The sequence below is a fragment of the Alteromonas sp. KUL42 genome, from assembly GCF_006538325.1.
GTDB lineage: Bacteria > Pseudomonadota > Gammaproteobacteria > Enterobacterales > Alteromonadaceae > Alteromonas.
This window is the reverse complement of record NZ_BJKK01000002.1, coordinates 291,567-305,676: the sequence shown is the minus strand read 5'-3', so window position 1 is coordinate 305,676 and position 14,110 is coordinate 291,567. Positions and strand designations below refer to the sequence as shown.

Below are 14,110 nucleotides of genomic sequence, written 5' to 3'. Positions count from 1 at the left end.
TATTAATGTAAAGTGGCACGCTATTGCGCCAAACTCAGCGTATGGCACGTTGCTTTTTGTTGCACGTGTAAAATAAACACATGCGTTATGCACACAAATTTGCGCAACAATACCACGGAAAGCGCATTTTTGTTAAGACCAAGCAAGCCAACAAGTGAACAAAAAAGTGTGAAAATACGCTCAAAATAGCGTGTATTCACGGTATCAATCACCGCTTACTGCATATTCAATGTGTTCTTGGTAAAAACCACGGTATTGAAGAAACTGTTTTTGCTTCAGTCTCAATGTGAAGTCAGTTTCAAAAAATTCACCAAATTTTTTCACTTTCACTCGTTTAGCGCTTTCAAACCAATCGGGCTCAATCTCATCAAGTGCGCGCTCTGCATCTCCTTCACCCACACCGTATTGTTGTAAATCAAGCTTAATTGCACGAGGGCCTTTGCCTTTTAAATACAGTGCTCGCGCTCTGCTCTCGGCAAATCGCATATCACTTTGAATATCAGCGTGTCTGAATTCTTCAAGTATCGGCATGAATGACTCACTGTCTATTCCCTTCAGCTTTAACTTGCGCACCACTTCATCAAAGCTATGCTCTCGTCGTGCCAACATGCGAGTAATCGCGTCGGTAATGATTTTTCGATCAAACTCTGACATTTTTGTGAACTTACTCTTCTTTATAAAACGTAGTAACAACCGTATTCTAACGATATACACACTGTCTCGCAGCCCAAACAACATTATTTCTCAGTTGAATAGACTTAACTTTTAACAATGAATTATAAAATAAGCGTTATCCACAATATTACTGAGATACCAGCCGAACAATGGAATGACCTTGCACAAAACGCGGGGCCATTTTTGCGACACGAATTTATGCACGCATTAGAAGACAGCCATTGTTGTAGCAATGATACAGGTTGGCTGCCTTGTCATGTTGTCGTGAAACAAGACAACCAGCTACTCGTTGCCATTCCTGGGTATTTAAAAACTCATAGTTATGGCGAATACGTGTTCGATCACGCTTGGGCAAATGCCTATCATCAACACGGTCGTGACTACTATCCAAAATGGATTTCAGCTATTCCTTTTACTCCGGTTACTGGCTCTAGAGTACTGTGCGCTGACGAAGAGGTATTAACAGCCTCCCTGTTTTCAGACATTGCAGACACTCTTAAAGTGCATTGTCATACTCAATATGGCGTTACGTTGTCTTCGATACATTGGTTATTCTTTGACGAAAGAAACCAACGGGACTTGCATAAGACAGGCAGCTATCTGCAACGATATTCTGTGCAATTTCAATGGCATAATTACCAATACGTAGACTTTCATGCGTTTCTCGATGCGTTAACGTCGCGAAAACGCAAAGACATCCGAAAAGTTAGACGACATCACGCACAGCAAGGAATTCAATTCATCCATCACACGGGCAATGAGATTACCGATGACATACTGCATTTTTTTATGCAGTGCTATCAGTCTACATATCTTAAGCGCAGCGGCCATACAGGTTATTTAAATGACGACTTTTTCCATCGGCTACGCGAGACGATGGCTAATAACATGTTAATAGTCGTTGCTCGCGAACACGATAAGCCCATTGCAAGTGCCCTTTTCTTTTTTGATGATAATGGGCTTTATGGGCGTTATTGGGGGTCACTAAAAGATATAAGTGGTCTTCACTTTGCGTGCTGTTATTTCGAAGGTATCGAGTTCGCTATTGCCAATAACCTTCCACTTTTCAACCCAGGAACTCAGGGTGAGCATAAGATATTGCGGGGGTTTGAACCCATTTATTGCCGTTCAAGTCATCAACTTTTTGAAGGCGCTTTCCACCGTGCTGTAGCAGACTTTTTACAGCAAGAAACACAACATATTATTCACTATTTTAATCAGGCGCGTAATGCTTTACCTTTTAACGAGAATTTCGTGCCACATTTAAAAACAACAAGTGTCAGAGCACCTAACACTGAAGATCACAACGAGAAAAACGATGAAATATAAACTTCTCGCCGTAGCAATCGCGGCATCATTAGGTTTAGCTGGTTGCAGCCAACCTCAACAAACTCAAGAAAAAACCACCTCTGTTGAGGCTCCTCAAACAACATCAGAAACGAAAGGTGAAGCAGAACTAGGCTCATTCGGTGTAGACCTTACTGCTCGCAATGAAGCAGTTAAACCTGGTGACGACTTCTTTATGTATGCAAGCGGAACTTGGTATGACAATTACGAGTTACCCGCAGACAAAACACGCTATGGGGCCTTTACAGGTCTTGCTGAGCGCAGTGAAGAACAGGTTAAAAACATTATTGACGGCTTGATGGAAAAGAGCACACTGAACGCTGAAGAGCAGCTAGTGCATGACTTTTTTGTTGCCTACATGGACACTGACACCATTAACGAAAAAGGCATCGCACCTATCGAAGATGTACTCGCTTCAATTGATGCTATTGCGAATACTAAAGACCTTACCGCTGCCTTTGGTAAAAGTTGGTTAGTGGATTCAACAAGCCCCATTGGCAGTGGCATGTGGTACAACCGTCTCGACCCTAACGAATATCAACTTAGTGTTGGTGTTGGTGGTCTTGGTCTTCCAGATAGAGACTATTACCTTAGTGACACAGAGCGCTTTGTAAAAATTCGTGAAGCGTATGTGGCGCACATAGAACAAATGTTGAATTTCGCAGGCGTTGAAAATGCGGCCGAAAAAGCGGCGAAGATACTTGCACTAGAAACGCAAATTGCTGAAATACAGTGGCCGAGAGAAAAGCGCCGTAACAGAGACTTAACCCTTAACCAAATAGAGCGCAGCAAACTAACCGACGAATACTCTGGTTTTGACTGGGACACCTATTTTGCGCAAACCGGTTACGCTGTACCAGAGCTAAACATCACACAACCAGAGCCAGTTAAAGAAGTTATTAAAATTATTAACGAAGCAGACTTGGCAGATTGGAAGGCATATTTGAAATACCACACTATTTCAAACAATGCAGAATTACTCTCTGAAGACGTTTATTTAGCCAATTTTGATTTCTTTGGCCGTACGCTTAGTGGTCAACAAGAACCTCGTCCACGCTGGAAGCGCGCGGTTAGCCAAATGTCTGGAACAGAATCTCTCGGTTTCGCAATTGGCAAAATCTATGTTAATGAATACTTCCCAGAAAGCTCAAAAACACAGATGGCAGAGTTGGTTGAAAACTTGCGCACTGCATTGGGTGAACGCATCGAAAACCTCGATTGGATGAGTGCCGAAACCAAAGTAAATGCAAAAGAGAAGTTAATGGCCTTCAATCCAAAAATTGGTTACCCAGACGAGTGGCAATCATTTGACGGTTTGAGTATTGACGCAAAAGACCTCATGAGTAACGTGAGAAGCTTACGACAGTTTTTCCAAGACCAATCTGTTGAGCGCGAGCTACAAAAAACAGACCGCAATCGCTGGGGAATGACACCACAACGTGTAAATGCATATTACAACAGCTCGTTTAACGAGATTGTATTCCCAGCAGCTATTCTTCAGCCTCCGTTCTTCGACCCGAATGCAGACGCTGCCGTAAACTATGGTGCAATAGGTGCTGTTATTGGTCACGAGATGGGACATGGTTTTGACGACCAAGGCTCTAAGTCAGATGCCAATGGTATCCAGCGCAATTGGTGGACGGATGCTGATCGTGAAGCGTTTGAGAAAAAGGCTGACATGTTGGCTGAACAATACAGCCAATACGAGCCTATTGAAGGCAACTTCGTCAATGGTCGCAATAGCTTAGGTGAGAACATTGGTGATGTGGGTGGACTAGCTATGGCATATCATGCCTACAAGCTCAGCCTAAACGGTAAAGAAGCGCCGGTTATTGATGGTCTTACCGGCGATCAACGCTTCTTCTTGGCGTGGGCACAGGTGTGGAAAGAAAAACGTACCGAAGAAAGCATGCTTAATCAGCTTCGCGCCGGTACCCACGCGCCTGGTCGATTCCGCGCACAAGCACCACGTAACCACGACGCATGGTATGAAGCATTTGATGTTAAACCAGGTGATGCACTTTACCTTGCACCAGAAGAACGAGTTCGTATTTGGTAATACTCATCTAAAGTGCGAAAATACGAAAAAGTGCGTGATGAGGATATCTCGTCACGCACTTTTTTTTGCTAACAAGCACTGCATTCTTTAGTTCCGTTTTTGCATACTGTGAAGTATAAAGATTCCCCTCAGAAAAGTAGTACAGACGGCACACTCCGTACCTTTAATGTACTTTACTGACCTTTGCGGTACGCTCGCTCTAGATGCTATATTGATGGATAATATCTCGAACGACGTACTTCACGTTGACAACGGCTTCGGAAAAGTCACCATCACTTGCACCGCCTAACGAATAACGTAGCCAAAACCCATCTATCAAAGCAGCTTCAATTAATTGTTTTTTCTAATTGGCTGCATTCCAACTTTGGGTACTTCATTACTCCAAACCGATAAAATAATGCCTGTGACGGGTGTTTCCGACACAGGCATTTTATCCCGATTAGAAACTTAAACGTGCATTTAAGGCTACTGCCCTTGGTGCTCCTATCCAAAATGCGCCAGGCGCGATAGTTGACGCATAATCTTCATCAAACAGGTTATTGACCGTTAAACGAACTTCAAGCTCATCTACTCCCTGACCAATGTTTTGGATAAAGCCCCCGATATATAGATCGCTTACAATGTAGTCATCGACTTGAGATGCATTATAAATATCGAGGAAACGACTATCGACGTACTTGGTCGAAATACCAGCAAAATAGTTATCACGAGACCAATCAAGACTTAGAACTGCCATTGTATCAGGGGTACCAATTACAGTGCTCCCCTCAATAGCCACAAGACTTGTTTCAGGGTTATTCTCATCAGCAATCGCGGCTTCAGCGTCAGCTAATGAATCATACTGAGTACCAGTTCCACCAATTGTTGCAATGTATTCAGATTCACTCAATGTTATAGAAGTGAAAAGCGAAAGTTCGTCGGTTAGCATAATGTCAGCAGAAATTTCTAAACCACTCGACTTGATACCACCTACGTTTCTATAACCACCAGCCGCAGCCTCTAAGAAGTCAATTCCAGTGGATGTTTCATTGCTGGTGAATTGGATCCTGTCATTAAACTCGATATTGTAGTAAGTAATACTTGCGTTCAGACCTGTCGATGAATAGCGAAAGCCCACATCAATATTATCAGCGGTCTCTGGCTTTATGAATCGTAAATCAGCATCATCGCGTTCTAGCTGTGCATCTTTTATTGCTGCAAAGTTTTCGCCGTAGCCTGCGAACACTTCTAATCCATCAACAAAAAGTGGGGCAACTAAACCAGCAGAAAACAGGGTATCAGAATCTGTATTCACATCCAGATTATTGCCCGAGTCAAAATGATCAGTTTTAGCTATTTCAACATTGAATTTTTTTGCTCCCAGTCGAACGCGAGCTAGGCCTAAGTCTAATTCATCTTCAACATAATACATAAGTGTATCTACAGGGAAAGTACGGTCGTACTGGATCCAATAAGGTGTATTATTGAAATCAAAACTCACGGCAGAATTAGTGATTTTATGCCAGTCTCTCGATTCATCACGTTCGTAGTCTTCCCACCAAAGTCCAAAACGCATGGTGTTATCAAATTCACCAATTTGAGTGTACCAAATAGCATCGGCATTAAAACCAATACGCTGTTTGTCGTAATGCGTATGACGATAAGAGCCTACAGGAATTGCACCTTGTTCATAGCATCCAGGATCATATTCGGCGCCAGCTCCCCCGTATGGAAACGTCAATGCACTCTGGCAACCTTCAATAGGGCTTAGCTGCTGACCGTTTCTATCAACAAAATAAAGCTGCCCTAATGCCGAGCCACCTATAGCTGTATTACCGTTAATAAGTTCTGAGTGACCTGCATCACCGTCGTTGGTAACGTCAACAATATACGGAGGCACCCAATCACCTCTGCCTTCATTTCTGTGATAATACCCATTTGCCGTAACGTCGACAGCACCTACGCTGAAATCTGCCTGCAAATATGCAAATAGGTTTTCGCGTAAAGTAGACCACCCTCTTCGATAAGCTTGATCTTGATAGGGAATGCCTGTCCACTCACTTGTCAATTGATCCCAATCGGGGTTTTGCGCATATTGTGCTAAACCGTAAATTCGTTGATAGTTATCTTCATGAGTATCGTCGTAAGAAGCGTACCCAGTTAATGCAACATCGTTTATCGTTGAAATGAACTTCATTGCAATATGGTCTCGAGTATTTTCTGCAGCCTGTTGCATAAAATCAGAGCTTTCTTGGCTTGAAAGGCTTATCCAAGCATAGGTATCTTTAAATATTTCTCCCGTCTCGTAGCGCAAATAGTATTTTGAAGCGTCGAATTCACCTGCTGTTACACTTGCCACGACGCCCTGCTCCATTGATGGGTCAATTGTCGTAAAATTAAGCGTACCACCTAGTGCTTCATGAGAACGTGATGCAATATCTGCAGTACCTTGAGATACATCTATACCTTTAACATTTTCAGTATCAATATAGCGGTTGGCCTTAGCGCCACCACCATAATTAGAATTACCGTTAGCAATTCCATCTACCGTCATACCTATTTGTTGTTCATTTAAATTAACTTGAAAACCACGGATCACAATAGAAGTTGACCAATCATCAGCACCGAAAGTATCTCCTTCATTAATCAAAACACCAGGAAGATTGTCTACCGCAGCCAAGACACTACTTAAATTTGCTTGTTGCTTGAACATATCTTCGTTTGTGGCGTTATTGGCATAAGACACGCTACGTCCAACAACAGTAATTTCTTCAATGCGCTGTTCACTTTCTACATTCGCTTCCTCCGCCATAGCACTTGTTTGTTGCGTCAAGGACATAGAAGTAAGCGCGGTAAGTACCGCAAGAGAAAGTTTGTTGAGTGATACCATGTGAGTTCCATTTAGTAGTATGTAATGTGACTCGCAAAGGTAGAGACGTATTGTTACAGCTAAATTAAGTTTAATTGAACAATCAATTAATAAAAAATGACAAAACTGTTCAATAGAACTTAAAAGATCTATGCTTTTTTCTTTTTAACAATCAGTGAGATGCTGAGTTTTTACTGATAAAGGCAGACATAACAATTGGACTAGCACATGGTGTGCCGTACCGATAATACCAGTCCGTGTAGAAGTTTACTCACTCTGAGAGGGTAGACTCCTATGCGGATTGGTATAACAATTTCATACGCGCAAAAAAAAGCCCTCATAATAGAGGGCACAAAAAGGAGGAGGTGAAAGTTAAAACTATAATTGCTCTGCGGCTTGAAAGCTTGTGTGTTTGCTATCAGTCCCGGCTACTTGCTTTTTTGCAAAGAGTAACGCTTCATGCAATGTAGCGAAATTTGGAATGCCAGGATGCGCTTCATTTACACCCTCCAACACCTGATTTACAGCTTCATTGGCACCGCAAATAATTAGCTGACGCCTTGCGGAAAGAGCATCTGATGTCACCGTATCTACTGCCATCGCCGCAGAGACGTCCATAGTAGGCACTCGAGAGAAATCCAATATGGTAAATTTAGTACCAGGCTTTACTCGCTCCCGAACGTGATGCCCTACGTCGGCTGCAGCACCAAAACTCAAAGGGCCACCGAAGCTAAAAATCGAGACTTTGCCTTTCATTGATTCCAATAGTGCATTATTTTCTGGGTCGTCCAATGCTTCTGGTATTTTCTTAAGCTCCTCTATTTGCAATTGTGCAATTTGTTTAACATAAGCAAGCGCTGCAAAAACCACACCTACGCCAACCGCTGTAATTAGGTCAACAAACACGGTAAGAGCTAGTACTAAAAGCATTAACCCAAAGTCCCAACGAGGGCCTTTATGAGCACGTTTTAGGTAACTCCAATCAATGATATCTAAGCCCACTTTTACAAGGATACCGGCCAAAACCGCATGAGGTATTTGCGCAGCTAATGGACTTAAACCAAGAACAATTGCCAGAAGTACAAGGGCGTGAACCATACCAGACAGGTTGTATTTACCACCGCTGCGAATATTCACTACAGTACGCATAGTTGCACCTGCACCAGCGATACCGCCAATTAAGCCAGCAAAAGTGTTTCCTATACCTTGGCCAATAAGTTCTTTGTTACTGTCATGGCGAGTACGGGTCATGTTGTCTGCAACCAATGACGTTAGCAAACTATCGATTGCTCCAAGTACAGCCAGTATGAAAGCAGCCTCTAATATAAGTAGTGCTTTGCTTTGATCAAAAACAGGCAAATGCAAGCTTGGAAGTCCCGTAGGTATGTCACCAAGTACAGGCACCGACATAGCCAAACTTACCAGTGTACCAATTATCAAGGCAGCAAGAGCGCCCGGTACAAACTTACCTAAAAAAGGTGGCCATTTATAAGCAAGGATCAATGTTCCTACACCCAGAGCAAGTGTTGCGAAGTTAATATCTGCTAAGGCAGTTGGAAGATAAGTAAGCGCGCCTATTGTGCCTCCAGGTGGCTCATGGCCGAGTAAGCGCCCCACTTGAAGAATAATAATAATTGCACCAATCCCCGACATAAAGCCCGATATTACAGGATACGGTACAAGACGTATGTATTGGCCTACACCTAAGAAACCGAACACTATTTGGAAGATACCCGCCAGTATAACAGCGGTGAATATAAGACTAGCGTCGCCTGATAAACTAGCAAAAAGCCCTGCAAGTACAACTACCATAGGGCCAGTTGGACCAGATATTTGAGCTGGTGTTCCACCAAACAAGGCAGCAAAAAAACCTACTGCGATAGCACCATAAAGCCCGGCCATAGGTCCTAATCCAGAGGCTACACCAAGTGCAAGTGCCAATGGCAAAGCAACAATGCCAGCAGTGAGACCACCAGTAAAATCACCTCGTAAGTTAGAAAGATTAACTTTAATCATAAGACTTCCCCTTACTTTTTCTGAGAGAGTCGTGCTTCGGCGGCTTTTAAATCCATGTTTTCAAACTCGCCTTTTTCATTGTTGTAGCAAAGCACTTCACCAGTACCTATGTTATAAACCCAACCATGTAGCTTTACATGCCCTGTAGCAATCTTTGCCGCAACAGCAGGGTGCGTGCGCAAATGCTGAAGTTGCTGTACCACGTTCTCCATGGTAACCGCTTCTAAATCATCAATTGTAAGTTCGCTATGTCCACAGCGCTCTTTAACCACTTCAGTAGCCACCCGGCAATGCCCAAGCCACTCTTTAACGTGGGGAAGTGAACTTAATCCCTCTGGGTTAATTGCCCCTTTCATTGCGCCACAGTCAGTGTGGCCGCAAATGACGATGTGTTCAACGCCCAACGCGGCGACGGCAAACTCTATTGAAGCTGTCATGCCACCCGTTTCATTGCTATGTGGAGGAATGATATTGCCCGCATTGCGACATATAAAGAGTTCACCGGGCTCGGTTTGTGTCACTAAATTAGGATCAATCCGTGAGTCCGAACAGGTAATAAAAAGAACCTCTGGGTTTTGACCATTGGCTAGCTTTTGAAAGGTCGCTTTCTTATCAGGGAAAACTTCGTTTTGAAACTTTGCCACACCTGAGATTACGTGATCCATAACACACTCCTGTCTATCTGATAGTTATTCTTATAGTTATATTTTTAGTTACAACTACGTTTCATTATTGTTAACCACATTGTAAGGTTAATAGCTCAATAGTTTAATACACCAGTTCGCGATAGCCATTTACTATCAACAATGATAACTTCTACAACTAAGACTAGTAGAGAAAGAGAGTTTGCACATGCCATTTAACGGCAAAGCACCATCAATTAATCAGATTAAGTACTTTGTAGCTGTAGCCAAGTATTTAAATTTTAGACAAGCCGCTGGAATATTAGGTATTAGCCAACCTACGCTGACCAGCCAAATTAGTGCATTAGAAACTACCTTGGATATTAGTTTATTCGAACGCTCACGATCGGGCACCTTGCTGTCACCCCAAGGAAAGATATTATTACCGGCAGCTGAAGAGGTTTTACAATCCTCTCAACGTTTCAATGAAATAGCGAGAGATTTATCAGAAGGGAATGTTGTTACCTATCGCTTAGGGATCCCACCGACACTGGGGCCATACTTGTTGCCATTTGTATTGCCTGATCTACATAAACTCAAACCCGGTCTTAGGTTCTATGTACGCGAAGCGGCGCCAAACGCACTACAGCATGGTCTTCTTCACGGTGAATACGACCTTATCCTGACTCCCTTAGCTGGCGAAAATTCACAACTTGTTACGCAGCCATTGTTTTACGAGCCGCTTAAATTTGTTGTCCCCTCAGATCACAGGCTAGCCGGTAAGGCATATGTTCACCCTGAGGAATTGGCAGGAGAAAAGGTACTTACACTGGAAGATAGGCATCACTTTCACCACCAAGTACAACTGATTTGCGAAAACATTGGTGCGGATTTACAGCGGGACTATGAAGGTACTAGCCTTGATACACTGCGACAAATGGTGGTAATGGGAATGGGTGTGGCGTTTTTGCCGGGGTTATACATACACTCTGAGCTACACAAGCCCGAAGCACTGCATGTATGTGAAATTGCCAACATGCCAATAGAACGACAGCACGCCTTGGCGTGGCGAAACACAGCACCTGGTAGAACAACATTCAGAGAGATATCATCCTTGATTAAAGACATCATTCAAACACGCTTATCTGATGCAGTATCAATAGCTAGAGCGTAAAACCTGATTTTGCCCTAATTTCGGTTAGATTGAATATAAACGTATGCTTAAAGAAGTATTCCCTCTACATTCAATTTGGCGAAATCCATTAGTTTATGCATGAATTAAAATGCTAATATAGGAAAAATTGATTAATTCTATTCATACTATATGATCGACAGACAGCATTTGCGCATCATTAAAGCAATCGACACTCACGGTACAGTAACTGAAGCTGCGAACTCACTACATTTAACACAATCTGCACTTAGCCACGCTATGAAGAAGCTTGAACTAACCTACGATGTGGCGATATGGAAAAAAGAGGGAAGAAAGCTGGTACTCACACAAGCGGGTCAGAGTGTACTTGGCTTAGCTGAGCGGATCTTACCCCAATTTGAGCATACGGAAGCTCAGCTTCGCCGCTTTTCAGAAGGTAAACAGGGCATACTGCGTATTGGTATGGAGTGTTATCCCTGCTTCGAATGGTTACTAAAAGTTGTCGCTCCCTTTTTGAAAGCCTTTCCCGATGTCGATGTAGATGTTATGCGTGCATTTTCATTTGGCGGGCTTCAAGCACTTCACGGATACGATATAGATATATTACTAACACCTGATCCTTTGCAATTAGACACCATTACCTACACACCGATTTTTGATTATGAACAAGTTGCCGTGATGAACGCGTCTCATCCGTTGATGGATAAACCTTTTCTAACACCACAGGATCTCGCGCAGCAAACACTGATCACTTACCCCGTTGAATTAAGCCGCCTTGATATTTTTAGTCAATTTCTTACCCCAGCCAATTGCACTGTAAAACAACATAAAACCATTGAGACAACCGAAATAATTCTACAAATGGTCGCCGCCAATAGAGGTATTACAGCACTACCGAAATGGTTAATTGATGAAGACGATTCTCTCGAGTCTATCGCTTATCGATCTTTAGGGGAAAAGGGCATACGCAAAACGCTGTATTTAGGTCATCGTAAGACGGCTGACACACTAGGCTTTGTTGACGAATTTATTGAAATGGCAAAGCATTATGATCCAAAGGGGCTATAAGCCTAGCCCCTTTGATTTCGAAATAAACTATATTTTAAACTGACCAACAAGATCTTTAAGGTCGGTAGATACTGCACTTAACTGTGTTGCTTCGTCAGCTAACTCTCCAGCATGCTTACTAGTGCGATCACTTAAGTTCGTTATAGCAACCAATGATTTATTGATGTCTTGTGCAACTTCAGTTTGTTGCTCGGTCGCCAGCGCAATGTGCGTACTTTGTTCATGCACCTGACCAATGGAGTGTGTAATATCTTCTAATGTCATCACTACTTTCTCGGTCTTCTCTACGCCAGACTCTGAGTGTAACTTCCCTTGTTGCATGACATTATCAGTCTGCTCTGCCATAGTTTGTAAACGCTCAACCATACGGCGAATGTCAGTAGTAGATTCTTGAGTTCTGCTAGCAAGAGAACGCACTTCATCGGCCACTACTGCAAAACCACGCCCTTGTTCACCGGCACGAGCCGCTTCAATTGCCGCGTTAAGCGCCAACAGGTTCGTTTGCTCAGCAATACTATTAATAACATCTATTACTGCACCAATGTTATCTGACTCTTTGCTCAAGCCACTGACAACTTCAACACCTTCGCTGATAGACGCAGCAAGAGCGCGAATTTCTTCCATCGCCTCTTGCACTTGTATGCTTCCACTTTGTACCAATTTGTCAGCTTTCGTCGCAGCTTCGCTGGAATGTGCTGCATTTTTTGAAATCTCCACAACTGTCGCCGCCATCTGTGTCACTGCGGTGGATACATTGTCCACTTGACTGCGTTCTTGATCAATCTCACGACTTGTCGCCTTACTTACATCACGCAAATGATCGGCTGCATCGGATACCGCTTTAGTGCTATTGGCCGTGTCTTGTAAAAGCGCTCTCAACTTATCGGTGAAAGTATTAAATTCAACAGCAAGTGCACCTATTTCATCTTTACTTTTAACCTCCAAGCGCTTTGTGAGATCGCCATCACCATTAGCAATTTCAGACATGGCATTTCGCATTTCTACAAGTGGCTGGGTTATTTTGGCACTGGCTATGTATGTAATTATCGCTATTAGCGCAATAATGAGTGCTGCGACAATGATTGCAGTGGTTATGGCACTATTAATAGGGTCGTTAACAATACTGGCTGGAATAAGGATACCAAGAGCCCAATTCATTTGCGGCACGTCAAGCTTAGCGTGTTCAAACACCGCCACGTAGTCTTCGCCTTTCCACGTCAAGTGCACTATACCAGATTGGTTATTTTGAATGCTTGAGGAAAGTGTTTTGAAGCCTGTTGAATCTTTAAATACGCGATCAAAATCACTAATCGGTGAACTTAAAGGAAGGTCAACAGATTGCTTTGGAAAATATACAATATTTTGGTTCTCATCGAGTAAAAATGCAGTGCCTTGTTTTTCATAGCGAATGGCGTCAATAACCTTACCTACTGTGCTAATGAGAATATCTACACCACCAACACCTAGTAATTGCCCCCCTTTGTAGACTGGAGTCTGTACAACCGCAGAAACACTGCCGTCTTGCGAGTCAACTGCCGGCGGTGTCACGTAAAGTTCACCGCGATTTACCGCTGTGGTAAACCAAGGGCGTTTCGTCGCAAAGTAACCCGCATTTGGGTCTCCTGCACTTGGGCCTGACGTATCCACACCAACACGACCTTCCTCATAAAAATATTCCCCCGTTAGCGCAGAGCCAAAAAACGCCGATTTAATCACAGGGTCGTCGTTGCTAACGTTTTCAAATAAAGTGTATATGGTTTTAACGTCAGCAAGTTGCGCTTCTGATGCTCCACGTTGAGTGTGTTGTTCAAAAAAATCTCGCAAGAACGGACTACTTAAAAACGCACGAGCAACACCGCCATAGGTAGCAAAAAAGCCTTCAACGTCATTTGCCTCACGGGCAACGAGTGCTTTTACTTCTTTCTCCACGCGGGTACGGGTATTATCTGCAACCGTATTTACTAAGAACAATGCGGTAACTAAAAGCATTAACGCAATGCTTCCACCAACAATCAACATGAACTTTTTTTGTAGTGAAATGGATTTCATAGATACTTCTCTTATTGTTATTAGTGCAATCAAGCGAGATGTCAGAGAAGACATGCAAATGTGCTCGCTTGTAAGCTTTATAATTGTTTTTTGTAATAGGGCTGAGCGGAAAAACGTACAGCGAAAAGCTGTGGTCAAATAAAAATGAAAAGCATCAGCACACAACCTTTACTTTGAAATAATATGTGCAAATTTACAAGCCACAAAATTGTTAACACACCCTTAAGAAAAACTTAAATGCAGTAAGTTATGCTTAAAATACTGTTTTTAAT

9 protein-coding genes are annotated in these 14,110 nt (G+C 42.9%); 4 read left to right on the top strand and 5 right to left on the bottom strand.

Going from position 1 to position 14,110, the window contains the following annotated elements:
• Positions 1-204: 204 nt before the first annotated feature.
• Positions 205-654 carry a regulatory protein RecX gene (locus tag EYR97_RS04170; RefSeq protein WP_131092569.1) on the bottom strand — a complete coding sequence of 150 codons (450 nt, stop codon included), beginning with the start codon at positions 652-654 and terminating at the stop codon, positions 205-207.
• A 117-nt stretch (positions 655-771) separates the two neighbouring features.
• Here EYR97_RS04170 and EYR97_RS04165 point away from each other — a divergent pair, with 117 nt between their 5' ends.
• Both EYR97_RS04165 and EYR97_RS04160 read left to right on the top strand, forming a co-directional pair.
• Positions 772-2,004, top strand: a complete 1,233-nt coding sequence (locus EYR97_RS04165; protein WP_131092568.1) for a GNAT family N-acetyltransferase — start codon at positions 772-774, stop codon at positions 2,002-2,004.
• The gene (locus tag EYR97_RS04160; RefSeq protein WP_131092567.1) at positions 1,994-4,081 is read left to right on the top strand and encodes a M13 family metallopeptidase; all 2,088 of its coding nucleotides are present in this window, start codon (positions 1,994-1,996) and stop codon (positions 4,079-4,081) included. Before EYR97_RS04165 ends, EYR97_RS04160 begins: the two co-directional genes overlap by 11 nt.
• 439 nt (positions 4,082-4,520) lie before the next feature.
• Here EYR97_RS04160 and EYR97_RS04155 read toward each other — a convergent pair whose 3' ends face one another.
• The 3 genes from EYR97_RS04155 to EYR97_RS04145 form a co-directional block, all read right to left on the bottom strand.
• Positions 4,521-6,950 carry a TonB-dependent receptor domain-containing protein gene (locus EYR97_RS04155; RefSeq protein WP_131092566.1) on the bottom strand — a complete coding sequence of 810 codons (2,430 nt, stop codon included), beginning with the start codon at positions 6,948-6,950 and terminating at the stop codon, positions 4,521-4,523.
• A gap of 357 nt (positions 6,951-7,307) precedes the next feature.
• Positions 7,308-8,945, bottom strand: a complete 1,638-nt coding sequence (locus tag EYR97_RS04150) for a SulP family inorganic anion transporter (RefSeq protein WP_131092565.1) — start codon at positions 8,943-8,945, stop codon at positions 7,308-7,310.
• Positions 8,946-8,956: 11 nt separating this feature from the next.
• Positions 8,957-9,610 carry a carbonic anhydrase gene (locus tag EYR97_RS04145; protein WP_131092564.1) on the bottom strand — a complete coding sequence of 218 codons (654 nt, stop codon included), beginning with the start codon at positions 9,608-9,610 and terminating at the stop codon, positions 8,957-8,959.
• A gap of 187 nt (positions 9,611-9,797) precedes the next feature.
• Between EYR97_RS04145 and EYR97_RS04140 the strand changes: the two genes are divergently transcribed.
• Positions 9,798-10,742: a hydrogen peroxide-inducible genes activator gene (locus EYR97_RS04140; protein WP_131092563.1), complete on the top strand. Its 945-nt coding sequence runs from the start codon at positions 9,798-9,800 to the stop codon at positions 10,740-10,742.
• 150 nt (positions 10,743-10,892) lie between these two features.
• Entirely contained in the window at positions 10,893-11,789 is an 897-nt protein-coding gene (locus EYR97_RS04135) for a LysR family transcriptional regulator (RefSeq protein ID WP_131092562.1), read from the top strand.
• A gap of 27 nt (positions 11,790-11,816) precedes the next feature.
• Here EYR97_RS04135 and EYR97_RS04130 read toward each other — a convergent pair whose 3' ends face one another.
• Entirely contained in the window at positions 11,817-13,838 is a 2,022-nt protein-coding gene (locus EYR97_RS04130; protein ID WP_131092561.1) for a methyl-accepting chemotaxis protein, read from the bottom strand.
• Positions 13,839-14,110: the final 272 nt, after the last annotated feature.